This is a genomic window from Marinobacter salsuginis (assembly GCF_009617755.1).
Classification (GTDB): domain Bacteria; phylum Pseudomonadota; class Gammaproteobacteria; order Pseudomonadales; family Oleiphilaceae; genus Marinobacter; species Marinobacter salsuginis.
Genome location: NZ_BGZH01000001.1, coordinates 240,631 through 266,925, shown reverse-complemented (window position 1 = coordinate 266,925; position 26,295 = coordinate 240,631). Strand labels below are relative to the sequence as shown.

22 protein-coding genes are annotated in these 26,295 nt (G+C 53.5%); 19 read left to right on the top strand and 3 right to left on the bottom strand.

Going from position 1 to position 26,295, the window contains the following annotated elements:
- Positions 1 to 62 precede the first annotated feature (62 nt).
- Entirely contained in the window at positions 63 to 299 is a 237-nt protein-coding gene (locus tag GJU83_RS01180) for a hypothetical protein (RefSeq protein ID WP_069183446.1), read from the top strand.
- A 16-nt stretch (positions 300 to 315) separates the two neighbouring features.
- On the opposite strand, the gene galU is transcribed toward GJU83_RS01180, so the two are convergent.
- On the bottom strand, positions 316 to 1,152 hold the full coding sequence (gene galU, locus GJU83_RS01175; protein ID WP_064228337.1) for a UTP--glucose-1-phosphate uridylyltransferase GalU: 837 nt from the start codon (positions 1,150 to 1,152) through the stop codon (positions 316 to 318).
- 299 nt (positions 1,153 to 1,451) lie between these two features.
- Between galU and GJU83_RS01170 the strand changes: the two genes are divergently transcribed.
- From GJU83_RS01170 to prpD, 7 genes are all read left to right on the top strand, one after another.
- On the top strand, positions 1,452 to 3,032 hold the full coding sequence (locus GJU83_RS01170; protein WP_205632658.1) for an OpgD/OpgG family glucan biosynthesis protein: 1,581 nt from the start codon (positions 1,452 to 1,454) through the stop codon (positions 3,030 to 3,032).
- 111 nt (positions 3,033 to 3,143) lie between these two features.
- Positions 3,144 to 3,824, top strand: coding sequence for a GntR family transcriptional regulator (locus tag GJU83_RS01165; protein ID WP_069183448.1), 681 nt, complete (start codon positions 3,144 to 3,146; stop codon positions 3,822 to 3,824).
- A 65-nt stretch (positions 3,825 to 3,889) separates the two neighbouring features.
- On the top strand, positions 3,890 to 4,777 hold the full coding sequence (gene prpB, locus GJU83_RS01160; RefSeq protein ID WP_069183449.1) for a methylisocitrate lyase: 888 nt from the start codon (positions 3,890 to 3,892) through the stop codon (positions 4,775 to 4,777).
- A 41-nt stretch (positions 4,778 to 4,818) separates the two neighbouring features.
- Positions 4,819 to 5,949: a bifunctional 2-methylcitrate synthase/citrate synthase gene (prpC, locus tag GJU83_RS01155; protein WP_069183450.1), complete on the top strand. Its 1,131-nt coding sequence runs from the start codon at positions 4,819 to 4,821 to the stop codon at positions 5,947 to 5,949.
- Positions 5,946 to 8,543, top strand: a complete 2,598-nt coding sequence (gene acnD, locus GJU83_RS01150) for a Fe/S-dependent 2-methylisocitrate dehydratase AcnD (protein ID WP_069183451.1) — start codon at positions 5,946 to 5,948, stop codon at positions 8,541 to 8,543. The genes prpC and acnD overlap by 4 nt, the downstream gene beginning before the upstream one ends.
- A complete protein-coding gene (gene prpF, locus GJU83_RS01145) occupies positions 8,540 to 9,718 on the top strand; it encodes a 2-methylaconitate cis-trans isomerase PrpF (protein WP_069183452.1) in 1,179 nt (392 codons plus the stop codon). The genes acnD and prpF overlap by 4 nt, the downstream gene beginning before the upstream one ends.
- Before the next feature lie 32 nt (positions 9,719 to 9,750).
- Positions 9,751 to 11,235, top strand: coding sequence for a 2-methylcitrate dehydratase (gene prpD / locus GJU83_RS01140; protein ID WP_069183453.1), 1,485 nt, complete (start codon positions 9,751 to 9,753; stop codon positions 11,233 to 11,235).
- A 28-nt stretch (positions 11,236 to 11,263) separates the two neighbouring features.
- On the opposite strand, the gene GJU83_RS01135 is transcribed toward prpD, so the two are convergent.
- Positions 11,264 to 12,313, bottom strand: coding sequence for an ExeA family protein (locus GJU83_RS01135; RefSeq protein ID WP_069183454.1), 1,050 nt, complete (start codon positions 12,311 to 12,313; stop codon positions 11,264 to 11,266).
- A gap of 23 nt (positions 12,314 to 12,336) precedes the next feature.
- The gene (locus GJU83_RS01130) at positions 12,337 to 13,245 is read right to left on the bottom strand and encodes an XrtA system polysaccharide deacetylase (protein WP_069183455.1); all 909 of its coding nucleotides are present in this window, start codon (positions 13,243 to 13,245) and stop codon (positions 12,337 to 12,339) included.
- A 264-nt stretch (positions 13,246 to 13,509) separates the two neighbouring features.
- On the opposite strand from GJU83_RS01130, the gene GJU83_RS01125 reads away from it, so the two are divergent.
- The 11 genes from GJU83_RS01125 to GJU83_RS01075 are packed head-to-tail and all read left to right on the top strand — an operon-like array spanning position 13,510 to position 26,293.
- On the top strand, positions 13,510 to 14,916 hold the full coding sequence (locus GJU83_RS01125) for a TIGR03013 family XrtA/PEP-CTERM system glycosyltransferase (protein WP_069183456.1): 1,407 nt from the start codon (positions 13,510 to 13,512) through the stop codon (positions 14,914 to 14,916).
- 36 nt (positions 14,917 to 14,952) lie between these two features.
- The gene (locus GJU83_RS01120; RefSeq protein ID WP_069183457.1) at positions 14,953 to 15,591 is read left to right on the top strand and encodes an XrtA/PEP-CTERM system exopolysaccharide export protein; all 639 of its coding nucleotides are present in this window, start codon (positions 14,953 to 14,955) and stop codon (positions 15,589 to 15,591) included.
- Positions 15,592 to 17,172, top strand: coding sequence for an XrtA system polysaccharide chain length determinant (locus GJU83_RS01115; protein ID WP_069183458.1), 1,581 nt, complete (start codon positions 15,592 to 15,594; stop codon positions 17,170 to 17,172). It abuts the gene before it with no gap.
- Positions 17,162 to 18,040 carry a P-loop NTPase family protein gene (locus tag GJU83_RS01110; RefSeq protein WP_069183459.1) on the top strand — a complete coding sequence of 293 codons (879 nt, stop codon included), beginning with the start codon at positions 17,162 to 17,164 and terminating at the stop codon, positions 18,038 to 18,040. The genes GJU83_RS01115 and GJU83_RS01110 overlap by 11 nt, the downstream gene beginning before the upstream one ends.
- 26 nt (positions 18,041 to 18,066) lie before the next feature.
- Positions 18,067 to 19,395 carry a hypothetical protein gene (locus GJU83_RS01105; RefSeq protein ID WP_083231780.1) on the top strand — a complete coding sequence of 443 codons (1,329 nt, stop codon included), beginning with the start codon at positions 18,067 to 18,069 and terminating at the stop codon, positions 19,393 to 19,395.
- A gap of 29 nt (positions 19,396 to 19,424) precedes the next feature.
- Positions 19,425 to 20,423, top strand: a complete 999-nt coding sequence (locus GJU83_RS01100) for a polysaccharide deacetylase family protein (protein WP_069183461.1) — start codon at positions 19,425 to 19,427, stop codon at positions 20,421 to 20,423.
- Positions 20,417 to 21,541, top strand: a complete 1,125-nt coding sequence (locus GJU83_RS01095) for a GNAT family N-acetyltransferase (protein ID WP_083231781.1) — start codon at positions 20,417 to 20,419, stop codon at positions 21,539 to 21,541. Before GJU83_RS01100 ends, GJU83_RS01095 begins: the two co-directional genes overlap by 7 nt.
- Positions 21,541 to 22,602, top strand: coding sequence for a FemAB family XrtA/PEP-CTERM system-associated protein (locus GJU83_RS01090; protein ID WP_069183462.1), 1,062 nt, complete (start codon positions 21,541 to 21,543; stop codon positions 22,600 to 22,602). The genes GJU83_RS01095 and GJU83_RS01090 overlap by 1 nt, the downstream gene beginning before the upstream one ends.
- On the top strand, positions 22,599 to 23,774 hold the full coding sequence (locus GJU83_RS01085) for a glycosyltransferase family 2 protein (RefSeq protein WP_069183463.1): 1,176 nt from the start codon (positions 22,599 to 22,601) through the stop codon (positions 23,772 to 23,774). The genes GJU83_RS01090 and GJU83_RS01085 overlap by 4 nt, the downstream gene beginning before the upstream one ends.
- On the top strand, positions 23,775 to 25,145 hold the full coding sequence (locus GJU83_RS01080) for an O-antigen ligase family protein (RefSeq protein WP_069183464.1): 1,371 nt from the start codon (positions 23,775 to 23,777) through the stop codon (positions 25,143 to 25,145).
- Positions 25,142 to 26,293, top strand: coding sequence for a glycosyltransferase (locus GJU83_RS01075; RefSeq protein ID WP_069183465.1), 1,152 nt, complete (start codon positions 25,142 to 25,144; stop codon positions 26,291 to 26,293). Before GJU83_RS01080 ends, GJU83_RS01075 begins: the two co-directional genes overlap by 4 nt.
- Positions 26,294 to 26,295: the final 2 nt, after the last annotated feature.

Sequence of the window (26,295 nt, the reverse complement as noted above, 5' to 3'; positions counted from 1 at the left end):
GATTCACTTCGCAGGGCATTATCGGGACAGGTTTCCCGGTTTGGATGACGAGGTAAGTGGCCATGCAACATGCGCAACCCATGCAGCATTGGGAGCCAGAGAAGCCCGAGGACCACGGGCAACTTGAACTTCCCGGTATTGCCCTGGATAAGAGTGATGAGCTTTTGGCATCGGTGGCCGAGCTGGAAGAAGTACTTGAGAAGGTACAACTGACCGGAGAAGAGGTGGAGCTGCTTCGCCGGTTCCGCAGGACAAGCGCGGAAAACCGGCGAATGATTCTTCAGATCCTGGGCAACTGATACCGCCCCGGATTCCTTACTTGCCTTTCTTGTAGATGTTCTCGTAAACGTAGTTGGTGGCTTCCACAAAGCCATCAATACTGCCGCAATCAAACCGGCGTCCCTTGAACTGGTAAGCCAGTACGCAGCCGTTTTTCGCCTGTTCGAGTAGGGCGTCGGTAATCTGGACTTCACCGTTCTTACCGGCGGGAGTCCGCTCGATAATGTCGAAGATGTCCGGCGTGAGAATATAGCGGCCGATGATTGCCAGATTACTCGGGGCGTCTTCCGGGGCCGGCTTTTCCACCATATCGGTAATCCGGTAAAGCCCGTCCTTCATGGATTCACCGGCAATCACACCGTATTTGTGGGTTTCGTCGGCCGGAACCTCTTCGATCGCAACAATGGAGCAACGGAACTGGTTATACAGTTTCACCATTTGCGCCAGTACGCCGTCTTCACCTTCCGGGCCAATGCAGAAGTCATCGGCCAGCACAACCGCGAAGGGACTATCGCCTACGAGGTTGCGACCGGTGAGAATAGCGTGGCCGAGCCCTTTCATTTCATTTTGCCGGGTAAAAGCGAAACTGTTGTGGTCGATCAGATCACGGATGGAGGTCAGCAGGTCTTCCTTGCCGGAGCCCGCAATCTGGTGTTCAAGCTCGTAGCTGATGTCGAAATGGTCCTCGATAGCCCGCTTACCCCGGCCGGTAACAAAACCAAATTCATGGATACCGGCTTCCGCGGCTTCTTCAACGCCATACTGAACCAGTGGTTTGTTCACCACTGGCAGGATTTCCTTCGGCATCGCCTTGGTGGCCGGGAGAAAGCGAGTGCCGTAGCCGGCAACGGGAAACAGGCATTTTCTGATCATATCATTCGTCCTTTAATGGTCGTTTTCACGCCCTCGAGTCTGCTCAACGCCTCTGCGCAAGCCTATGAACGGTTGTACTTTCACAAAGTGTGCCGAGTTTACCCAAGTTAATACCACAAATGCAGGGGGCTACATGGATTTGTTGCCTACTATGAGCCAAGGCGTGCTTTTGCCGTAACTTATATCAAGGCTTCGTAGTCTTGAAATTGGAGATCTCGTCTAATGTTTAGCTGGAGCGTGGTTCAGATAATGCACCAGATTGGTGCGAAGGTGGTCAGGCATAGGCAAGAGAAACGATGATAGCGCGAAGAACACTGCTAAAGGTGTTGCTCTCTGCGTTCGGTGTGGGTGCTCTGCCTTTATCAGCTTTCGGTTCCGGAATCTCCCGTGCGGCAGGCGGCTCTATGCCGGGGTTCAGCTATGCCTGGCTAAAGGGCCGAGCTCGGGCGCTGGCAGGCGAGGCTCATGTTTCCATCGAAGGCCAGTTGCCTCGAACCCTTAAAAACATTTCCTGGGACGATTACCAGGCCATCGCTTTCCGAGCCGACCAGGCCCTTTGGCGTGGCGATAATACTGCTTTCCAGATTCAGCTGTTTCATCTTGGGCTGTACTTTCAGCAGCCGGTCAGAATTTATGAAGTCGTCGAGGGAGAGGCCAATGAACTGGCCTATCGACAGGAGCTTTTTCGATACAGGGGAGAACAGCCTCTGGGCGATCTGCCCGAGGATCTTGGTTACGCGGGCTTTCGGGTTCACTACCACAACAACTTTGCCCTGGATCTGGCTGCCTTCCTGGGCGCCAGCTATTTCCGGGCAGTGGGCTCGGAGATGCAGTATGGTCTTTCTGCCCGGGGATTGGCGATAGATACCGGCATGAACCGGAAGGAGGAATTCCCTCGTTTCTCGGAGTTCTGGCTGGAGAAGCCGGCACCGGATAGCCAGCTGCTGCGGGTCTGGGCCTTGTTGGATTCACCGAGCACCACCGGTGCCTACGCGTTTGTGCTGGACCCCGGACGGAACATGGTTATGGATGTCGATGTGGCGCTGTACCCGAGAACCGAAATCACCCGGGCCGGCATCGCGCCGCTGACCAGCATGTACCAGGTGGGCGAAAATGACGATCGCATGGGCTACGACTGGCGCCCGGAAATACACGATTCCGACGGCCTGGCCATGCGCAACGGCAACGGTGAATGGTTGTGGCGACCACTGGTGAACCCCGCCAACCTCCGGTTCAACAGTTTCGAGGATAACAATCCCGCAGGCTTTGGCTTGATGCAACGGGACAGGAATTTTGACCACTACCAGGATGACGGTGTGTTCTACGATCGGCGTCCCAGCCTCTGGGTGGAGCCTCGAGGAGATTGGGGACGTGGCAGTGTTGACCTGGTGGAAATTCCCACCGTGGATGAAACCTTCGATAACATCGTTGCTTTCTGGCACCCCGAAGAGCCTCTGTTGCCAGGCAGGGAGTACCTCTACAGTTACCGCTTGCACTGGGGGGAGCAGGCGCCGGTGCGGCCCTATGAGTTGGCCACGGTGCAGGCAACCCGGACCGGGCTGGGCGGTGTAGTGGGCCAGGAGCGCACCTATTTTTCAAGGCGTTTTGCGGTTGATTTTGCTGGCGGTGCCCTGGAGATGCTCAGCAAGGGCGCGGATGTGGAGCCGGTTATCAGTGTGAGCCGCGGAGAGGTTGAAATCACGTCCGCCAGACCATTGTCTGCAATCGACGGTTACCGGGCCATGTTTGACCTGGTGCCGGATGACTCGGTTGAACCCGTCAATATTCGCCTGTACCTCAGGCTGGGCACCGAGGCGCTTACCGAAACCTGGCTTTATCAGTACACCCCGCCACCTGTCGCTGAGCGAAAGCTCTATTGATTGATTGGATCTATTGTAAACAATCAGAGGCTCAATTTAGCCAATATTGTTGACAATATGGCCGCTCAGGCGTAGCTTTTCTCAAAATCAATCAGGTTTTGTTGACAAACTATGTCTGAGTTACTGTCTCCTACCTACACCCGCGCCGATGAGGCCTTCGATTGTCTGCAAACGGCAATCGTGAAAGGCGAGCTGGCCCCGGGCGAAAAGATCGGTGAACTGGAGCTTTGTTCCCGGTTCGATCTCACCCGCGGCCCGCTCCGGGAAGCCCTGGGCCGCCTTGAGTCCCGCGGCCTTCTGGTGCGCCGCCCCCATGCCGGCGTCAAGGTGGTTTCCGTCAGCGCCTCCGAGCTGATGGAGCTCTACCGCATACGTGAAGTCATGGAAGGACTGGCCGCGCGCCAGGCAGCCGAGCGCATGACCGATCAGGAAATCGCCGACCTCCAGGCGACACTCGACACCCACGAACGCATGATCGACGAAGCCCAGGGCCAGGCCTATTACCAGGCCGAAGGCGACTACGACTTCCACCACCGGATCGCCACCGGGAGCCGCAACACCAAACTGGCCCAGATGCTGTTGGGTGATCTTTACTACATGGTGCGCATGTACCGTTACCGGCTAAGCACCTCCACCGGGCGTCCGAAACGGGCACTCGGCGAACACCGGCGAATCGTGGAAGCCATCGCCCAGCGCGACGGCGAGCTGGCGGAGTTCCTGATGAAGCGACATATCAATGCCGCCAGACAAAACATCGAAAAGAAAATCCAGGAAGGCGAAATCACCATCTAACGTAGGTCGGATTAGCCAAAGTCATAATCCGACAACAAGAATCCAAAAGAGAAGAGGCCAACACCATGACCAACAAACTCAGCCCCGGCGCCCGCTTCCGCAAGGCGCTCAAAGACAACCAGCCCCTGCAGATTGTCGGCACCATCAACGCTTATGCCGCCATGATGGCCGACAAAGTGGGCCACCAGGCCATTTACCTGTCTGGCGGCGGTGTCGCCAACGCCTCCTACGGCCTGCCGGATCTGGGCATGACCACCATGAACGATGTGGTCGAGGATGTTCGCCGTATTACCGCAGCTACCGACGTACCGCTGCTGGTCGACATTGATACCGGCTGGGGTGGCGCCTTTAACATCGCCCGTACCATTCGAGAGATGGAACGTGCCGGTGCAGCCGCTGTCCATATTGAGGACCAGGTTGCCCAGAAGCGCTGTGGCCACCGTCCGAACAAGGAAATCGTATCCCAGGAAGAAATGGTCGACCGCATCAAGGCCGCTGTGGATGCCCGTGAAGACAAAGACTTCTTCATCATGGCCCGCACCGACGCCTTCCAGAAAGAGGGCCTCGAAGCTGCCATTGAGCGTGCCAAGGCCTGCATCGAAGCTGGCGCTGACGGCATCTTTGCCGAAGCAGTCACCGAGCTTGAGCACTATAAAGCCTTCTCTGAAGCCCTGGACGTGCCCATCCTGGCCAACATTACCGAATTCGGTGCCACGCCTTTATACAACCGTAAGGAACTGGCTGAAGCCGGCGCAGATATGGTTCTGTATCCGCTCAGCGCCTTCCGAGCGATGAACAAGGCCGCTCTCACTGTTTACCAGAACATCCTGGAAAAGGGCGACCAGAAAGACGTGGTTGACCTGATGCAGACCCGCATGGAGTTGTACGATTTCCTGAACTACCACGATTTCGAGCAGAAGCTGGACCAACTGTTTCAGCAGAGTAAAGGTTAATCCGACAGACACCCCAAACAAGATAACGATGGGAGACAACAATGGCTGAAGCAAAACAACTGAGCGGCGCAGGCCTCCGAGGCCAGGTAGCTGGCGAAACTGCACTTTGTACGGTAGGCAAAAGCGGCGCCGGCCTGACATACCGCGGCTACGACATTGCCGATCTGGCTGAAAAAGCCCAGTTTGAGGAAATCGCCTACCTGCTGCTGCGCGGCAAACTGCCCAACCGCCAGGAACTGGACGCCTACACCAAAAAACTTCAAAGCCTGCGCGGCCTGCCGGCTGCCCTGAAAACCGTGCTTGAGCAGATCCCCAAAGACGCCCATCCGATGGATGTAATGCGTACCGGCTGCTCCATGCTGGGCAACCTGGAAACCGAAGAAGATTTCAGCGAGCAGGACGACAAGATCGACCGCATGCTGGCGGTGTTCCCGTCCATCATTACGTACTGGTACCGCTTCGCCCACGAAGGCGTTCGTATCGAAACTGAAAGTGATGTGGACTCCATCGGCGGCCATTTCCTCGAGCTGCTGCACGGCAAGAAGCCCAGCGAACTGCACGAGCGCGTCATGAACGTGTCGCTGATCCTGTACGCAGAGCACGAATTCAACGCTTCCACCTTCACCGCCCGCGTGTGTGCCTCCACGCTGTCTGATATCCACAGCTGTGTGACCGGCGCCATCGGTTCGCTGCGCGGGCCTCTGCACGGCGGCGCCAACGAGGCGGCCATGGCCCTGATCCAGAAGTTCAAGACGCCGGAAGAGGCCGAAGAAGGCCTGATGGGCATGCTGGAGCGCAAAGAGAAGATCATGGGTTTCGGCCACGCGATCTACAAAGAGTCCGACCCGCGCAACGCCATTATCAAGCAGTGGTCCAAGAAGCTGGCGGACGAAGTGGGCGATACCGTGCTGTATCCGGTCTCCGAGCGTTGTGAAGAAGTCATGTGGCGCGAGAAGAAGCTGTTCTGTAACGCCGACTTCTTCCACGCATCCGCTTATCACTTCATGGGCATTCCGACCGAACTGTTCACCCCGATCTTTGTGATGTCCCGGGTTTCCGGCTGGACCGCCCACGTGAAAGAGCAGCGCGCCAACAACCGCATCATCCGCCCAAGTGCCGATTACACAGGCCCGGCGGATGCCAAGTGGGTACCGATTGAGGAGCGCCCATGAACACCGAATATCGTAAACCGTTACCAGGCACCGACCTGGATTATTTCGACACCCGCCAGGCCGTGGAAGACATCCAGGCCGGCGCGTACGAAAAGCTTCCGTACACCTCCAAGATCCTGGCGGAGCAACTGGTTCGCCGTTGCGATCCGGAGATGCTCACGGACTCTCTCAAGCAGCTGATCGAGCGCAAGCGCGACCTGGACTTTCCCTGGTACCCCGCTCGCGTTGTGTGCCACGACATCCTCGGCCAGACCGCCCTGGTGGACCTGGCCGGCCTGCGTGATGCCATCGCAGAGAAGGGTGGTGATCCTGCGAAGGTCAACCCGGTAGTGCCGACCCAGTTGATCGTGGATCACTCCCTGGCCGTCGAACACGCCGGTTTCGAAAAAGACGCGTTCGAGAAGAACCGCCAGATCGAAGACCGCCGCAACGACGACCGTTTCCACTTCATCAACTGGACCAAGACCGCGTTCATGAACGTAGACGTGATTCCTCCCGGCAATGGCATCATGCACCAGATCAACCTGGAGAAAATGTCCCCGGTGGTTCAGAACCGCGATGGTGTTGCTTTCCCGGATACCTGTGTCGGCACTGACAGCCATACGCCGATGGTTGACGCCCTGGGCGTTATTTCCGTTGGTGTAGGCGGCCTGGAAGCCGAGAGCGTTATGCTTGGCCGGGCTTCCATGATGCGCCTGCCGGATATCGTGGGCGTTGAACTGACGGGCAAGCTGCAGCCTGGCATTACCGGTACCGATATGGTGCTGGCCATCACGGAGTTCCTGCGTAAGGAGCGCGTAGTTGGCGCCTACCTGGAGTTCTTCGGTGAAGGCGCTGACAGCCTTACCGTTGGCGACCGTGCCACCATATCGAATATGACTCCGGAATACGGCGCCACCGCCGCGATGTTCTACATCGACGGCCAGACCATCGATTACCTGAAGCTGACCGGTCGTGAAGACGAGCAGGTCGCTCTGGTAGAGAAGTACGCCAAGGAAACCGGTCTCTGGGCCGACAGCATGAAGAACGCTGAATACGAGCGCGTGCTGAAGTTCGACCTGTCCAAAGTGACCCGTACCCTGGCTGGCCCCTCCAACCCCCATGCGCATCTGCCAACATCCGAATTGGCAGAACGCGGCATCGCCGGTGAATGGGAGCAGGAAGAGGGCAAGATGCCGGATGGCGCGTGTATCATCGCTGCTATCACCAGCTGTACCAACACCAGTAACCCCCGCAACATGGTGGCTGCAGGCCTGATCGCCCGTAACGCCAACAAGCTGGGGCTGACCCGCAAGCCATGGGTGAAGACCTCCCTGGCGCCGGGCTCCAAAACGGTCAAGATGTACCTGGAAGAAGCCAAACTGCTGCCGGAACTTGAGCAACTGGGCTTCGGTGTGGTGGCCTTCGCCTGTACCACCTGCAACGGCATGAGTGGTGCCCTGGACCCGAAAATCCAGCAGGAAATCATCGACCGAGACCTGTATTCCGTGGCGGTGCTCTCCGGTAACCGGAACTTCGACGGCCGGATTCACCCCTATGCCAAGCAGGCGTTCCTGGCCTCACCCCCGCTGGTGGTTGCCTACGCGATCGCGGGCACGATCCGTTTTGATATCGAGAAAGATGCGCTGGGCTACGACCAGGATGGCAATCCTGTCACCCTTAAGGACATCTGGCCGGACGATGCGGAAATCGATGCCATCGTGAAATCCAGCGTCAAGCCGGAGCAGTTCCGCAGCACCTACATCCCGATGTTCGACATCACCCGGGATGCCCAGGCCAACACCAACCCGCTGTATGAGTGGCGTCCGCAGAGCACTTACATCCGTCGCCCGCCGTATTGGGAAGGCGGTATGGTAGGTGAGAAGACCCTCAAGGGCATGCGCCCTCTGGCGGTGTTGCCGGACAACATCACCACCGACCATCTGTCGCCCTCCAACGCGATCCTGATGAATAGCGCAGCCGGTGAATACCTCCACAAGATGGGTGTGCCTGAGGAAGACTTTAACTCCTATGCGACACACCGTGGCGATCACCTGACCGCCCAGCGCGCCACCTTCGCTAACCCGAAACTGTTCAATGAAATGGTCCGGGACGAAAACGGCAATGTGAAGCAGGGTTCCCTGGCGCGGATCGAGCCGGAAGGCAAGGTCACCCGCATGTGGGAAGCCATCGAGACCTACATGGAGCGCAAGCAACCGCTGATCATCATCGCCGGCGCCGACTACGGGCAGGGCTCCTCCCGCGATTGGGCCGCCAAAGGCGTTGCCCTGGCGGGTGTAGAAGCGATTGTCGCCGAAGGCTTTGAGCGGATTCACCGTACCAACCTGATCGGTATGGGCGTGATGCCGCTTCAGTTTGAGGAGGGTACTACCCGCAAGACACTCGGCATCGACGGCACCGAAACCTACGACGTGGAAGGCACCCCGGCGCCCCGCGCGGAGCTTACGCTGGTTATCCATCGGAAGAACGGTAGCACTGAGCGCATTCCGGTTATCTGCCGCCTGGATACTGCTGAAGAAGTGTCCATCTACAGCGCGGGCGGTGTGTTGCAGCGGTTTGCCGAGGACTTCCTGCAATCGGAAGGTGCGGCATGACACACCAGCCACAAATCAAAATCCCCGCCACGTATATGCGTGGCGGCACCAGCAAGGGCGTCTTTTTCCGGCTGAAAGATCTGCCGGAGGCGTGCCAAACCCCGGGCGAAGCCCGGGATAAACTCCTGCTGCGAGTCATCGGCAGCCCGGACCCCTACCAGAAGCAAATCGACGGCATGGGCGGCGCTACCTCCAGCACCAGCAAAACGGTGATCCTGGCCGATCCCACGCAGCCGGATCACGATGTGGACTACCTGTTCGGCCAGGTCTCCATCGACAAGCCGTTTGTGGACTGGAGCGGTAACTGCGGCAACCTTACTGCGGCTGTCGGCGCTTTCGCCATCAACAGCGGTTTTGTTGCCAAAGAGCGGATTCCGGAGAACGGCACGTGCACTGTCCGCATCTGGCAGGCCAATATCCAGAAAACCATCGTTGCCCACGTTCCCATCACCAACGGTGAAGTGCAGGAAACCGGCGATTTCGAGTTGGACGGCGTGACCTTCCCGGCCGCCGAAGTGCAGGTGGAATTCATGGACCCCGCCGATGGCGAAGGCTCCATGTTCCCCACCGGCAACCTGGTGGACGACCTGGAAGTGCCCGGTGTGGGCATCCTGAAAGCCACCATGATCAACGCCGGAATCCCGACCATTTTCGTGAACGCTGAAGACATCGGGTACAAGGGCACCGAGCTGCAGGACGACATCAACTCCGATCCCAAAGCCCTGGCAAGGTTCGAAACCATCCGGGCCCACGGTGCGGTGAAAATGGGGCTGATCCAGAATATCGAGGAAGCGGCCAACCGCCAGCACACGCCGAAAGTCGCCTTCGTGGCGAAGCCTTCGGATTACTTATCCTCAAGCGGCAAGAACATCGGGGCAGGGGACGTAGACGTTCTGGTTCGCGCGCTCTCCATGGGCAAGCTCCATCACGCCATGATGGGCACGGCTGCAGTGGCTATTGCAACCGCTTCGGCGGTTCCTGGAACCCTGGTGAACCTGGCTGCGGGCGGTGGCGACCGAACCCATGTGACCTTCGGGCATCCCTCCGGCACATTGCGCGTTGGCGCGGAAGCGAAGGAAGTGGATGGCCAATGGACCGCAACCAAAGCCATTATGAGCCGCAGTGCGCGGGTTTTGATGGAAGGTTGGGTGCGGGTGCCTGGCGATAGCTTCTGACCGAATCTATAGTGGGGGCAAGGAGGCCCCCTATGTCTGCAACATTTGATCTCAACGAACGTCCCGATTACGACGAAGTTCTGCAACAAATTGCGGACTACGTTCTCACCTATGAAATAACCAGTGAAGAAGCCTGGAGCACCGCCCGCTATTGCCTGATGGACACCCTGGGATGTGGCCTTCTGGCTCTCCGCTTTCCCGAATGTACCAAACACCTCGGCCCAATCGTCGAAGGTACAGTGGTCCCTCATGGTGCCCGTGTGCCCGGAACGCCATTTCGCTTGGACCCGGTGAAGGCCGCCTGGGACATCGGTTGCATCGTTCGCTGGCTTGACTACAACGACACATGGCTGGCGGCTGAATGGGGGCATCCATCGGACAACCTGGGCGCTATCCTGGCTGTTGCAGACCACCTTTCGCAGAAACGGGTTGCTGAGGGCAAAGAACCGTTAACCATGCGAACCGTTCTGGAGGCCATGATCATGGCCCATGAAATCCAGGGTGTTCTGGCCTTGGATAACTCCTTTAATCGTGTCGGCCTGGACCATGTGGTGCTTGTCAAAGTGGCCTCAACGGCGGTGGCTTGCCGGTTAATGGGCGCGGACCGAGAGCAGCTGCTTTCTGCGCTGTCCCATGCCTGGGTAGACGGACAATCCCTGAGGACTTACCGCCATGCCCCCAACGCCGGCTCGCGGAAGTCCTGGGCAGCGGGTGATGCCACGTCACGGGCGGTCCGACTGGCGGATATTGCGATGCGAGGTGAAATGGGGGTTCCGGGAGTGCTGACAGCACCTCAATGGGGTTTTTACGACGTTCTGTTCAGTAAAACCAATAAAGACCAGAAGTTAAAGCCCGAAAATAAGCGCCAGTTCTCGCTCCCCCAGGATTTTGGATCCTACGTAATGGAAAATATTCTGTTCAAGATATCGTTCCCGGCAGAGTTTCATGCTCAAACCGCAGCAGAAGCGGCTGTTATCTTACATTCGGAAGTTAAAGACCGACTGAACGAAATCAATAAGATCGTGATCACCACTCATGAATCTGCGATCCGAATCATTTCCAAGGTCGGGAAGCTTGCAAACGCCGCAGATCGTGATCATTGCCTGCAATATATGGCTGCCGTGCCACTCGCCTTTGGTAGTCTCACCGCGGAGCATTATGAAGACGGCTTCCATCTAGCTAATCCGATAATCGATGAACTTCGGGACAAAATGGAAGTTGTGGAGGACGAGAGGTATACCCGCGAATATCTGGAACCTGACAAACGCTCCATCGCTAATGCCATTCAGGTGTTTTTCAATGATGGTTCGAGCACGGACAATATTGCTGTCGAATATCCGATAGGTCATCGTCGTCGCCGGAAGGAGGGTATGCCGCTTTTGGAAGAAAAGTTCCGCTCCAATCTCGAGACGAGATTTCCGGCTCGGAGGTGTAACACTATCGTCAGTCTATGCAAGGAGCAGGAAAAACTGGAAAGCACACCTGTTCATGAGTTCATGAATTTAATGTTGATTTGACGGTCTTCGGGGCAGATTAGGAAAACCTCTATTTTCGCCCCGGAGCCAGCGGCTTCACATTGCTTGAGGTGCTATAGCGGTCCTCATTGTCCTTTGGGTCTGACGTCATCTGCGAAAGCCTTCTGTCTATACTCTCCAGAGCTTCAGCGATTCTCAAAAGTACCTGAGACGAGTCAGCTTCTGCCTCGTTTTGATGCCGCTTACGCTGCCTAGTCTCCACCATGTCTTTCTTAGGTCGCTGACGGCTTGGTTTTTGATCAGCTAGCTCATCGGTATCGTCCTCACCAAGTAGGTCCTTTCGGATACCTTTCAGGTCGAAAGGATCTATGAACGGCCGATCTTCCGAGTAAGCGCACATCATCATTCCGTCACAGAGTTTATTAATCAGTCGAGGAATGCCATGGCTGAGCTTGTGAATATCACGAACTGTGTCGTCATCAAACAGCTTGTTACCGCCGTGCCCCGAAACAAGTAGTCTGTAATCAATGTATTCAGCCGTTTCCGCAGCTGTCAGCCCCTCCAGGTGAAAGAACAGTTTTACACGCTGGGAGAGCTGCGGGATTGCAGACACTGCAGTCTTTAGCTCTGGCTGTCCCAGAAGTATTACACGCATTGAAGGTCCGCCCATACTCTCCATGCCGGTCAGCATTCGAATGTCTTCAAGGTTTTCTCGGGTAAGGTTCTGGGCTTCATCAATCGTCAGAACTACGGGCGTTCCCGCTGCCGCCATTCGCTCCAGGTACTCTGTGATCTGAAAGAGCATGGCGACCTTGCTGTCATCCTCGACTTTCAAGCCTGCTTTGCGAAGGATTAATCCAAACAGATCTTTCGACTCAAGATTGGTGTAGGAAATATTGAGTAGCTTCAGATCACCCTCGAGGTTTCTGATAGTTTTCTTGAGTAAGGTAGTTTTTCCGGAGCCTATCTCACCGCTAATTACGACAAAACCTTCTGAGCTCCAGATAGCCGAAGACATATAGACATATGCACGGGAGTGCTGCTGACTCATGTAAATAAAATCGTCTTCCGGAGTAATTCGAAAGGGGTGCCTGTGCAGTCCAAAAAATTCAAGATACATGGCTAACGACGTCCTTTGCCCGGCTAAGCCAGGCGCACCATTTGGGAGTTTCGAGTCAGAGATTCGTCAGGATCGTAGGCATTGTAACTTTCACTGACCGTGCCAAATCGGAAGTCCTGTAGGAGCGTTTCCAGGCGACCATAACACTGGTCAAGGTTCGTGTAGTGCCTGAACCTTGAGAACCAACTGGCATTGTTGTATCTCGGTTGGTCAGGATCTATCTCCCAAGGATGCAGGTAAAACATTTGCGGGCGCGTTCCGAAGCCGGATGCGTTACGGAAAAGGTAGCGGAACAATGGATAGGGGAACTGCCTGAAGTAACCTCCGCCTGCAGCGGGAACCGAGAGGCCAAATACCTTGGCCGTGGTCAGTGGGAACTCCCTGATAACGTTGCCACTCTCCGTTTGAATCGAATAGGGCGCTTTTGGCGAATCTGGAATTCCATAGCGATCATGTCGGATCGGAAAGATGCTTGAGTCCCAATTGAAGCCGGCCTCACAGAGAATGTCGAGGGCCCAAAGTGACTCCCTTGTGATCGAGTAACTGGCCGCTCGGTAGCCGTGAACGGGATTACCGGTAATGTCTTCGAGGAGTTTTTTGGACCGGATGGTTTCCTCCCGGAAAATTTCCCGAGATTGATTGTAGATCAGTTGGTGGCTATATCCGTGGGAAGCAATCTCATGGCCGTCGTCAGAAAGTTTTCTGATGAGGTCTGGAAAGCGTTCTGCAACCCAGCCGAGAACAAAAAATGTTGACTTGACGTCATACTGTTTGAACAGTTCTAGCAGCCTTTCGGTATTTTGGACCACTCGACTGGGCAGGCTGTCCCACTGGCTGGGTTTTATTACGTGAGAGAGAGCGGCAACGTGAAAGTAATCTTCCACATCAATACTCATTGCATGAAGCGGTGATCTTGCGTCCGGGCTCGGCATGGGTACTCCTTCCCAACTAACACCAATGGTCTGATTTTCTCCCAGATAGTTGCCGATTACAATCAGTCTTCACTCGGAAACCGTGGGAGGCATAAAACAATGTAAAAGTATGTTACATAAAGATACAATCTGTTGAGATTGCGCCGTGTTCAGCGCAGAATGCCTCCTGAGAGGTCGTGGCTGGTAGCAAAGGGCAGAAGGCTGCCAGAATAATTTGATGTTAGTCTGTCGCTGATTGTCGAGCAGACGACAAGGAAGTTCAGCGTGTCGTATATACGGTTTCGCAAGCATTACATACACATACCGCACTTGGTACTCGGCATTCTGGAGTTCGTGGTCCTTTTTGCCGTTTTCTCTTTGCTGACCCTGATTCTTTCACTTGTAGGGGTCAATCATGCACCCTTCCATACCGACATCTTGTCTGCGTTTCTGTTTGCACTTGTCCTGAGTTGCGGAACGCTGGCTATGGGTGGATACCTGGTTATGGTGCAGGAAAGTATCTCTTCTCTTTTTTTCAGAACTTTGGTTGCCTACTGTTTTGTAGGAGGCATTGGGCTGACCATTCTTTATGTCATTGTTCCCTCTGCGGACCCCGGAAGCTCCAATCTTTTTTGGGCGGTAATGCTGGCTTCGCTCGTCGTTGTTCTCATGAGATTGATCTTCCTCAGGATCGTGGACTCTGAGCAACTGGTTCGCCGGGTGGTGATTTTGGGGGCTGGAGATTTCGCTAGAGGTTTGCTGGCGGAGTACGAACAGAATATGCGGGCGCTGGGAGTCCGGATTGTAGGATGTATTTCCGATAGCCCAGAGCCTACCGTGGCAAAAGAGAAGCTTCTTTCCACGCCTTACGACTTCTATGAGTTTTGCCTTAAGAATCGAATTTCGGAAATAGTCGTCGCGCAGCAAGAACGCCGCAAAGCCGAGGGTGGTTGGCTGCCTGTACCAGATCTAATGGAATGCAAGCTACGCGGAGTTGAAGTAACAAGCGCTCTGGACTTTTATGAGCGGGAATTAAAGAAAGCAAAGCTCGCTATGGTGCACCCATCCTGGATTGTTTTTTCTGAAGGCTTTAAAGCGTCCAGGAGCAGAGCCTTTGCCAAGCGCTTCCTGGACCTCGCTATCAGCCTGACTTTGCTGGTGCTTATGTTGCCGTTCATCGTCCTAACAGCACTGGCGGTCTTTCTGGAGACTGGAAAACCGATTCTGTATAGCCAGAAACGTGTAGGCATGCTTGGCCGCGAGTTCAGGATCTACAAATTCCGTAGTATGCGGCAAGATGCTGAAAAAGACGGCAAAGCTCAGTGGGCTTCTGCCAACGATAGCAGAGTGACCAAAGTTGGCGCTTTTATCCGAAATACTCGCCTGGATGAACTTCCTCAAATCTACAATGTTCTCAAAGGGGAAATGAGCATCGTTGGCCCTCGGCCTGAGCGCCCTGAATTTGTCTCTGAATTGAAAGAGAAAATTCCGTTTTACGACACGAGGCATTACGTAAAGCCTGGATTAATGGGGTGGGCACAACTTAAATACCCCTACGGCGCATCTATTGAGGACGCGAAAGGCAAACTTGAGTACGACTTATACTATTCTAAGAATCATAGCCTGATGATGGATGTCTTGATCATGATACAGACCGTTGAGGTCGTGTTGCTTGGTAAGGGTGTTCGCTAGAAGCTGCTAAGAATAAACTGAATCTGGAGAAAGCTCATGGGAAACGCGCAGTTGTTTAAGGGAGTCCTTCTTGTCGCTTTGGTTTCGTTTTTGGCAGCCTGCTCGGGGCTTCCGTCCACGAAGTCAATGCCTACCGCCACTGAACCGCAATCAGAGCCCTATGAAATAGGTGTAGGAGATACAGTATCGGTTCATGTTTGGCGCAATCCCGAGCTTTCACAAACCATCGTTGTCCGCCCTGATGGAAATATTTCGATGCCATTGACTGGTGATGTCATTGCAGAGGGCAAACGTCCCGAGGAGCTGGCCTCAGAGATACGAGTGGCACTGAGTGAACTGGTGCGAAGCCCGGAAGTTACTGTAATGGTTGTTAATCCCGCCAGCAAGGAGTATCGCAATCGGGTCAGGATTACAGGCCAGGTGGAAGCGCCGCAGTCGGTTGCATTTCAGCCGGGCATGACGGTTCTGGATTTGGTTCTTTTGGCTGGCGGATTGACAGATTTCGCCGCTGATGGTCGGGCGACGCTGAATCGCCAAGTAGATGGCGAGTATAAAACCTTTGGCCTTGATCTCGGCGAACTGATTTCCGAAGGGAATATGGACTTCAATCATGTCCTCCAGCCAGGAGACGTGATCAGTGTTCCCAGAAAACAGATCTTCAGAGGTGAGCTATAAATGGATCTGCAGTTTATCCTCGATACCCTTCGAGCAATAAAGCGAGAGTTGTACCGATACCGAGTTTCGGCCGCTATCGTATTCATGCTTGCTACTGCCGGTGTATTGGGTTGGGGATACGTAACTCCAAAGACTTACACATCAGAGGCTCTGCTTTACGCCGATCAATCAAACATCCTTGAGCCACTTCTTCGCGGGCAGGCCGAAGTTACGCAGATTGATCGGATTAATGAAGCGCGTGAGTTAGTTGAGAGTCGCTCGTTCCTTGAACAGATAGCGCTCGATAGCGAGCTTCTCACCGGGGCAGAGAGCGATCAGCAAAAGAATGTTGCTATATCGAGTCTCCGCAAGCAGATATCTCTTAGGGTGTCCAATCGAAATTTTCTTGAGCTTTCCTATTCGAGCAAGGATCCGAATCAGTCTTTTACCGTTCTGAGTTCCGTACTCGACAGGTTTATTGAGCGAACGATTAACAAAAAGCAGGGGGAAAGTCAGGCGGCCTTTGAATTTATTGATTCACAGGTCAAGTCCTATCAGCGCCAACTCGAAGAGGCTGAACAGAAACTAAAAGTCTTTAAATCGAATAATCAGGATGGTACCGAAGGTAATGTACGTGGCCGTATTGAAAACCTCCGAGCTGAGATAGAAAACCTCAAGCTTCAGATCCAGCAGACCGAATCAGAAGTCAGGCTTACTCAGCAGCAGTTAGCTCAAGAGGAGCCAGTTCGGCGGGTTACCGTTGATCCGGGCCGATCCGCTGCCGAAAGACGGCTGGTGGCATTGAGACAGGAGTTGGATGAGTTGCTCCTGCGTTACCATGAGCGTCATCCCGATGTGGTGAGTATCAAAGGGCAAATTGAAGATCTTGAACAACAGGTGTCAACCCAGAGCGATGATTCACGCGAAGGCAGTGTAACTGAAGTTCTTGAGAATCCTGTCTATGAAAACCTCAAGTTACGTTTGTCCGAAGGCCGCACCGACCTTGAGGTTCAAAAGAATCGTCTGGCCTCTTTGGAACGTTTGCTGGAGGAAGCCTTCGCCCGGGCTGAGCGTGTCGCGGAGAATCAGGCCCAGTTGTCTGAACTGACTCGCGATTACGACGTAACTCGTGATGTATATGAGGACATGCTGCAGCGGCGCGAGCGCGCCAGGCTTTCCATGACTCTGGATGTTCAGGGTGAGGGCGTGAGCTATAAGATTCAGGAACCTGCAACATTCCCAACCCAGTGGGACGGGCTTCAGCTCTACCAGATTGGACTTGCCGGACCATTCCTTGGTAGTGCTTTGGTGCTTGGCCTGATAACAGCACTCGTTATGTTTGACCAACGAATTCGTTCGCCTCGGGAGCTCCATCTGGCGCTTCCCGAGTCGATTCCGGTTATTGGCACGATCCCCCACTATCGGAGTACCTGGAAAGATAGGCTTTTGCGAAAAGACGTCCTGCTACTGCTCAGTGCCCTCGGTGTTTTTATTGCAGCATATCTCGCCATTCTGGTTTTCAGCGTGATGGGTATCAGCCCGGAACGGATAATGTCTAAATTGGCAGAGATATTTGGGGCGGGAGTAGGGAATGGACGATAATAAACTCTACAACGCACTTCTTAAAAGCCAGCAACAGCGCAAAGAGGGCAAGTACGGCGACGGCGAGGCTAATCCAGATGATCAGTTCAGGAAGGAACGGCCATTTGCGGGAGAGCGCCTGCAACCGCCCAACTGGACGCGAGTCGAGACGGAAACCGATGGATATCCACCCTCTGTCTACGACTCGTCTGTTTCATTGGGGCTGATATCAAATCCCCGGCCCTGGACGAAGGTAGAGTTGCGGGCTCGCAAGATCGTATTTCCCGGCATGGCAGATAAAGCGGTTCTGGATGCTTACCGCGAGATTCGCATTCAATTGCGCAACAATGCTAACAACAGACCCAGTTTTACAGTTCTTTATTCCTGTATTGGCAAGTCAGAGTGTCCTGTAAGAACGGCGTTTAACCTGGCGGCTGCGTTTGCTTCGGATTCTGGCACTTCCGCGCTATTGGTTGATTGTGATCCTCACAACAGTGGGTTATCCGAGTTGGTTTCCGTGCCGATGGATGAAGGGGTGACGGACTATATTCTCGATCCCAAGTTGCCGATCAAAAAGATTATCTATCCAAGCGGCGTCGACAGGCTCAGTGTTATTCCGGCAGGGAACCACCCAGCTTCAGCTGTGGAGCTCTTTTCCTCAATAAGGATGCGAGACCTCATCGAAGAATTAGAAGGGCGCTATCCGGATCGTTGCATCATTATCAACTCGCCACCATTCCAGGAGAGTACTGAGGCCAGGATTCTTGAGAGGTTTTCCGATCAGGTCATATTAGGAGTACCTTTCGGTCGTTTAACAGAGGATGAAATTCTGGAGTCCGTGGAATCCTTTGATGCCACCAAATTCTCAGGCTTGGTCTTTCAGGAATGAAACTGTCAACGTTCAGTGGTGGAATCATGGATCGCTTCACCGGAGTTTTGGGGTTTCTTGCTCTGATAACGCCTATTGGTCCGGCCTTTGCTCAGGCCCTTGAGGAAGACTTGGCCCGTTTTGAGGGAGATGCGTCTGTTTTTACCGCGTTGACTCAAAATCGCGCGGATACGGCTGCGGGTACGGACAGTGAGACGGAAGGTCGGCTCGGATTGGAAGGCGGGCTTGCGGGCGAGTGGGTCAGTGGAAGTAACAGTGCATTGCTGGACTATTCAGCCAGAGTCGAGACATCACGGAATTCAGATATAGGTAGTGGCGGAGACAATAGTTCAATAACCGGGTTGTCTCGGTTTGCCCACGCGGACCCCTCCAACCCATTCGAATTCAATGCAGGCCACACCGTACGGACAGTGCGGAACAACACCGGCTTTCTCATCGACCCGACGAATTATGATACTCAGAACATAGTCAACGCCGGGGCGGGTCTGAGGTTGACCCCTGGCGCTTTGACCACTGTCAGGGTCTCGGCAGATGGAGCACGGGCTTATGGCGATTCAGATGAAGGCGATACGGACTCCTACACTGCAAGGGTCAATCTTGAGAGAAGGCTATCCCAGAGGTCCTTTGGACTTGTGAATGGCAGCCGGAGTTGGTCCGATGAAGGTGACACAGAGGTAACGATTGATGCTTACCAGGTTGGGTACCGCACCGCTGATGATTTTGGCACTTTTTCCATTGGCGGCGGTGTCAGTGAGGCCGAGACCGAGCTACCTTCGGGACTCGTCACAGAGAGTGACGGCGTAACTGCTTTCCTGACAAAGGATTGGGTAACGACAGATTGGACGACCTCTTTCTCCTATAATCGCACGCTGTCTGATAGCGCCATCGATCTAGTCTTGAATCCGCAATCACCCGATGACTTTTCAGAGAACGTTCGGCTGACTGAAGTGGTCTTGTCTGATCGGTTTGATTTACGCCACACCCGTCGAACTTTGTGCGATGTTTGTGATTTTTCGGTTCAGGTATCCGGAGAAATCCGAGAGTCCCAGGAAAGCGGCGAGACGACCCACGAGCTCGGCGCCGGATTTGACCTCGGAGTTCAAATGTCGAATCTACAACGCTTGGAGTTTCGTTATCTGTGGCAAGCAGAAACTGAGGAAAATGCCTCAGAAGTGCAGGAACAGGTGCACCGATTCAACTCGCGCTGGGTTCGCCAGCTCGCTGAGTTCACGTCATTTGCAGTGGAATTTAACCAAGCCTATTTGAGAAGTAAGCGCCAGCGGCCTGATGAAGAGGAGTTTGAACTCCGGCTGGTTTTATCTCATGGATTTTCTCTCATTGGCCAGGGCCGTTAGTCAGATATCTGCTGTCAGGAAAGGATTCAATGTTCAAAGACTGCAAGGAAATCAGATTGCCGGCGGATTCTCCACCTTATCTGGTCGTGGTCGTCGACGCCGAAGAAGAGTTTGATTGGAGTGCGGCACCGGATTCTCGAGAGAATTCTGTTTCCGCCATGGAGTACATCGGCAGGGCCCAGGCGATCTTCAGGGAATACGGAATAACTCCTTGCTATGTAATAGATTATCCAGTTGCAAGCCAAAAGGAAGGGTTCGGCCTTCTCAAACAATACTATGACCGCGGTGAGTGTGATATTGGGGCTCAGTTGCATCCCTGGGTGAATCCGCCCTTCAAGGAAGCTCTTACCCGATCCAATATGTATCCCGGAAATCTGCCCAGAGATCTGGAGAAAGAAAAGCTCAGTAATCTCAAGGATCGGATCGCCGAATCTTTCGGCTTTCAGCCCACTATCTACAAGGCTGGGCGTTATGGTTTTGGGGAGAATACCCAGGAAATTCTTGCTGAACTGGGGTTCACTATAGACCTTTCGGTCTGTCCCCCGATGGATGGCAGCGAGGATGGTGGCCCTGACTATTCGCACTTTGGGCCAAATCCTTTCTGGTTTGGAGATCCGGACCGGCCGCTGCTGGAAATTCCCTGTACTGGTGCATTTTTGGGGTGGGCTGCTTCGTTTGGCAGACCTCTGCATAACGTAGCGTGGTCGTTGCGACAATTCCGGTTGCCAGGGGTGCTGGCTCGTCTCGGAGCGGTTGATCGTTTAATGCTTTCTCCCGAGGGGTACTCTTCAAACGAGCATTTAAGGCTAACCAAATCTTTGTTGGGACGCGGCACCCGGGTTTTCACCTGGAGCTTTCACAGTCCCAGTGTCGTTCCAGGCAATACCACTTATGTTCGAAACGAGGCTCAACTGGGGGAGTTTTTGGAGCGTTTCCGGCGCTTCTTTGATTTCTTCTTTAACGAAATGGGTGGCAAAGCGATTTCGCCGACGCAACTGCGTTTGCTGGCGGAGCAGGCTGAATGCTAGCCGAGAATATTTCTGTAGCAGTAAACATGGTCACTTTCTCCCAGGCGAATATCGAGTCACTGGAAGAAAAGTGGCAGAGGTTATATGCGAATTCAGATGCCTGCTTTTTTCTATCATGGCGGTGGATAGGGAACTGGCTAACAACATACAAACCAAATCTGCTCGTCCTTGAAGCAGTGAAGTCAGGTCACTTGATTGGCCTTGGGTTGCTTTCGATGACGGAAGAGCGTCGGCATGGATTCGTGATCTCTAATTGCATGAGGCTTCACCAAACCGGTGAGCCATATGAAGATCAAATCTGGATAGAGTACAACGATTTTCTGATAAAACGGGGCGAGGAACAGGCAGTGAGCAAAGCCTTTCTGGACGCACTCAAACGGAATGAAATCCAATGGGATGAACTCATTGTGAGTGGGATTGACGTTGGTCGAGCCTCCGAATTATCCAGGGCTAGTGGTATGCGTGCTTTGATTCGATGGCAAACGCCTTGTGTGGGTGTCGATCTGGGTAAAGTCCGACGTTCTGCGTCCAGCTACTTGCAAACGCTGTCCTCCAACGCTCGCCATCAGATAAATCGTTCCACTCGCTTGTATTCAGGGTTTGGAAATGTGGCGGTGCACCGCCCATTGAATGTTTTAGAGGCCCTCGAGTGGTTCAATGGATTCGGCGAGCAGCATATTAGAAAGTGGGGGAGGCTGCCGGGACAAAGTGGGTATGCCAACCATGAGTTTGTTCGTTTTCATCATGGTCTGATTCGATCCGGATGGGAAAAAGGTGAGGTGGATATCGCTGTTGTGAAAGCCGGTGAAGAACTACTCGCGGGTTTCTACAACTTCATCCAGGGGAAGCGAGTTTACTTCTATCTGGGAATAACCAGCGAAACCAATGATAACCGCCTGAAACCGGGGCTGGTTGGGCACTCCATGATGATTCAGGATTACATAGAGAGAGGCCAGGATTTCTATGACTTTATGGGTGGTGAAGATCGCTACAAGAAGAGTCTTGGGCGTGAACATGGAAGCATTGTAAAAATGGTGTTGCAGCGTCCACGGCTTACCCTATTTGTCGAAAATGCGCTCCGGTCGGCTCGCAACCTTTTGTCCCGCGGAGTTCAATAATGTCATTAGAGATTCGCGCCTTCAGACTGGCTCAGTGTCCGAGGGAAGAGCTTGACAGCTATCTGAAGGAATCTGGAGAAGCGGGTCCATATCATTACATGGAGTGGTTGGAGGCGGTCGAAAAGGCCTATCAACACGAGGGCAGGGTTATCGTCGCCTATCGAAACAACGAAGTTTGTGGAGTATTGCCTCTCGTGAGGATCAAGCCTCCCTTCCTTGCTCCTCAATTGATTTCTCTGCCCTTTTGCGATTACGGCGGCCCTGTTGCGGACGATAACAGGATTCGGGAGCAACTTCTCTCGACCGCAAAAGATTTGAAAACCAGAGAAGGCATGAACTCCGTCGAGATTCGTGTCAGAGACCCGGCCGTAGAATCAGACAACTGGATCACTGGCGAGAAGGTTCGCATGATTCTCTCTCTGCCGGGCAGCAGTCAGGCTTTGTTTACGAGTTTCAAACCAAAACTTCGAAGCCAAATTCGCAAGGCTGAAAAGAACGGACTTGTTTGCAGTGTTGGAATGGAAGAGGAGCTTCTCAGGCGATTCTATAGCGTCTTTTGCGACAATATGAGGCGGTTGGGTTCGCCGGTTCACAGTTTGTCTTTTTTCCAGGCATTGAGAGAAGCCTATGGCCCGAGGATGGTGGTCGCTGTTGTCGATCTGGATGGCTTGCCTGTTGGGGCAGGTATCGTTCTCTTGGGCAACAAGGAAGCTTGCATTCCCTGGGCATCCACGCTGTCGGAATATAATCACCTTGCACCGAACATGCTCCTTTACTGGCGATTGCTTGAGTGGGTAAGCGATAGGGGCACGAAAACTTTCGATTTTGGTCGTTCTTCCTTCGGCGAAGGCACATTTCGCTTTAAAAAGCAGTGGGGGGCCGAGCCAGCGGCGCTCGGGTGGTACCGTTTAGGGGATGCTCCCGATTTTGACAACCCCTGGGTTGTTCCCACCGACCTAAAATCAAGGATTAGGCAATGGATAGTCGCCGGCTGGCAATGCTTGCCCCTTGATTTGGCCAATTGGCTTGGTCCGAAGATAAGACGATATATCAGCCTATGAGCGCGATTCTGATTGCAACCCTTATATGTTTCCTGGTTCCGGCCTACGTCTATGTCGGGTACCCGCTCGTGCTTTGGGTACTGTCGTCATTGAAAAGCTTGGAAGAAGTGGCGATGCAGCCCGATGACAAACTCCCAACGGTGACACTCGTTGTTTCCTGTTTTAATGAGGCCGATGTGATTGAAGAGAAACTCAACAACGTGATGGAGCTCGATTACCCAGAGGATCGACTTTCCGTTTTGGTGGTGTCTGATGGTTCAACCGACGGCACAGACGAGATTGTTGAGCGATTCGCAGGGCAAGGGGTTCAACTGATCCGGCAGGAGGGGCGTCTTGGGAAAACCATGGGGTTGAACCTCGCCATGGAGTCTGTGCGCTCGGATATTACGGTGTTTAGCGACGCCAATGCCATGTATGCGCCAGATGCCGTACGTCAGTTGGTTCGCCACTTCCAGAGACCAGATGTGGGCTATGTGGTTGGTGCGGCCCTCTATACGGATGGAGAGGCCGGAGCCAGTGCTCAGAATGAAGGGCTCTATTGGAGATATGAACTGGCAATCAAAACCATGGAATCGCGCCTTTCGTCGGTTGTCGGAGGTGATGGCGCTATTTACGCCATAAGAAGTGCTTTGTGGCAGCCTCTGGATCAAAAAGACATCAACGATTTTGTGAATCCCCTTCAAATTGTGCTTAAGGGCTACCGCGGCGTTTTCGAGCCGAAAGCTCAGTGTTTTGAGGAGACTGCCGGAGAGTTTGATAAGGAAATCGCCCGCAAAGAACGCATTGTAAATCGGAGCATTCGAGGGCTTTTCCGGGTTCGGGGTGTTATGAATCCTTTTAAAACCGGGCTTTTTTCCTTCATGGTGATTTCTCACAAACTGTTGCGTTGGTTGATCCCTCTTTTCCTCGCTTTGGGTGGTTTCGGGAGTCTGGCACTTTCTCTTTTTGGTTTGACCGTGTTCAAATTGATTGCGCTCGGCGGTGTGCTAACCCTTGGGTTGGCTGCCATTGGTCATTTTTCTTCCCACAAGAACGCCCTTCCAATCTGGATTTCCTTTCCCTACTACTTCGTCGCAGTGAATTGGTATGCCGTTCGAGGCATTCTCAGGGCGATTCAGGGTGAAACCCAAGTGACCTGGGACAGCGCAAGGCAGGGGAGGGAAGGTCGTTAGATGTCGAAATTTGCGCTTCTTTTCCTGCTGGTGTTTTTTGGTGGCGTTGTTGCTGCCCTTGCATACAGCGGTACCGCCGCATTTGTGGTTTACCAGATGGTTTATTTTTTTAACCCAGACAATCGCTGGTGGGCCAGCAGTATTCCCGGGTTGCGCTATTCGTTAATCGCCTCCCTGCTGATGCTATCCGTTCTTGCAGCAAAATACCGTCATTACTCAGAAATGAGCCCTTGGGGAGAGATGGCGCCGTTCAAGTGGATGCTTGCAGTTCTTGGTATGTATTACGTTGCTTACATCTTTGCCCTTGACCTCCCAAACCATAAACGCTTTACGTTCGAATTCCTCAAGCTGATTATTATTGTTTTGGTTGCTTACAAGCTTATTTATTCGGAGAAAGCACTCAAAGTATGCCTGTGGGTATACATCATGGGGTGCGCTTACATCGGTTATCTCGCCCATGTGACAGGTCGGAATGCGCAAGGGAGGGTGGAGGGAATCGGAATGGTGGATTCCCTTGATGCCAATGATACAGCGGCGGCTCTAGTCCCTTCGGCAGTCCTGTTGCTTTATTTCGCCTGGATGGGTGACAAAAAAATCCGGGTTCTCTCTGTTGTGTGTGGTGCGCTGATTGCCAACGGCCTCGTTCTGATCAACAGCCGGGGGGCGTTTCTTGCCTGCGTAGTCAGTTTGGGCATTTTTATACTGTTCATGATTTTTTCCAGCCAGCAGCGCAAAGGACAGCGATTCACGGCTGTGCTCATCGTTGTTGTCGGGCTCTCGGGCGCGATCTACGTCACCGATGACTTGTTCTGGGAACGTATGGGAACGCTGAAAGAAATCGAAGACAAGGAATCCAGTGGCTCCAGTCGTATGGTGTTCTGGTGGACAACGTTTGACATGCTTGAAGATCATCCGATGGGGATGGGGATCAACGGATATAACAGGCTCGCCCCTATATACATGGACGATGATACCCGCGGAGGAGTGGAGCATCGCTCTGTCCACTCAATGTGGTTCCAGGGTTTGTCGGAGCTGGGCTGGCTTGGCTTTGGTTTCTTCTGCTGCATGTTGCTGTCGTTGTATCGTCTGTCTCGCAAAGCCAAGAAATATGTTATGTCCCTGGATAACGCCAAAGCGTATTTTCAGATACTGGCGCTGGAGTGTGCGTTCATCGGATATCTTGCCGCGGGCACTTTCATAAACAGATTCCGGGCCGAAATCCTTTATTGGATGATTCTTTTTCTGGCTGTTGCGATCAAGGTCTATTACTTGCAGGCCAAGAAAGCAAATGCTGATGCCGCCGGAGAAGGCGACGCAGCATCGTACAAACAGGCCAAATTTACACGCAAAAGCAGGGACGTATATACGTGAGTCAGATCAAGGTGCTTCAGTTTATCTCACCTTCGGGTTTTTACGGGGCCGAAAGATGGGTACTGGCATTTGCCAACAACATTGATCCGCAGCGAATGCGATGCGATCTGGCGGTAACGAGGGAAAGCCCGAACCAAGACCTGCGCGTAGCAGATTTCCACCCCGACTCGGCTGGCCAGGTCCATTACGTTGATATGGCTGGTCGATTCGATATCAGAAGCGTAAAAACGCTGGTGAACATTATCCGGGAGCGGGAAATCGATGTCATTCTGACCCATGGCTATAAATCCGACATTCTGGGCCTGATCGCCGGCAGGATTGCAGGCATCCGTTGCGTGAGCACACCCCACGGCTTCTCCGGCAATGTCGGCTTTAAACTTAAAATGTTTATCAGGCTTGGAACCTCAATCCTCAGGTACTTTGATGCTGTAGCCCCCTTGTCCGAGGAATTGATAGAGGACATGCACCGTTTCAGGGTGCCGTCATCAAAGATTCGCTTTATCCGGAATGGTGTCGATATCAAGGACATAGACGCCACACTCGCAAATCCCAGTATCCGGGAAAAGGAGGTAGCCGGTATCCGGCCAATCGGATTTATTGGACAACTTATTCCCCGCAAAGGACTACTGGACTTATTGAGCGCGTTTGAGGGGCTGCACGAACATCACCAAGGCCTGGAGCTACAGCTCATAGGTGAGGGACGGCAACGTCCACAATTGGAGGAAACGTGCACCCTCATGAAAGCAGGGCGGGCTGTCAGATTTCTGGGCTTTCGCGAAGATCGCCTGGAGCTGCTTTCCAAGTTTGAGATGTTCGTGATGACCTCTTCGTTGGAGGGGATTCCCAGGTGCTTGATGGAATCGATGGCTGTCGGTGTTCCGGTCGTTGCCTACGATATTCCTGGGGTAGATCAACTGATTGAAGATGGAGTTACTGGGTTATTGGTGCCACACGGCGATGTCGGTGCATTAGTTAAAGCCTGCAATAAACTGCTTGATGACCCTGAACTCAAGGCCACACTGACTGCGAATGCCAGGACCCGAGTAGAAGAAGTCTATTCGGCGCGACGAATGGCTGATGAGTATCTTGAACTCTTTCAGCAGCTTATGTCCTCCCGTAATTCAACGGTAACCGGGGGGGCCGACTAATC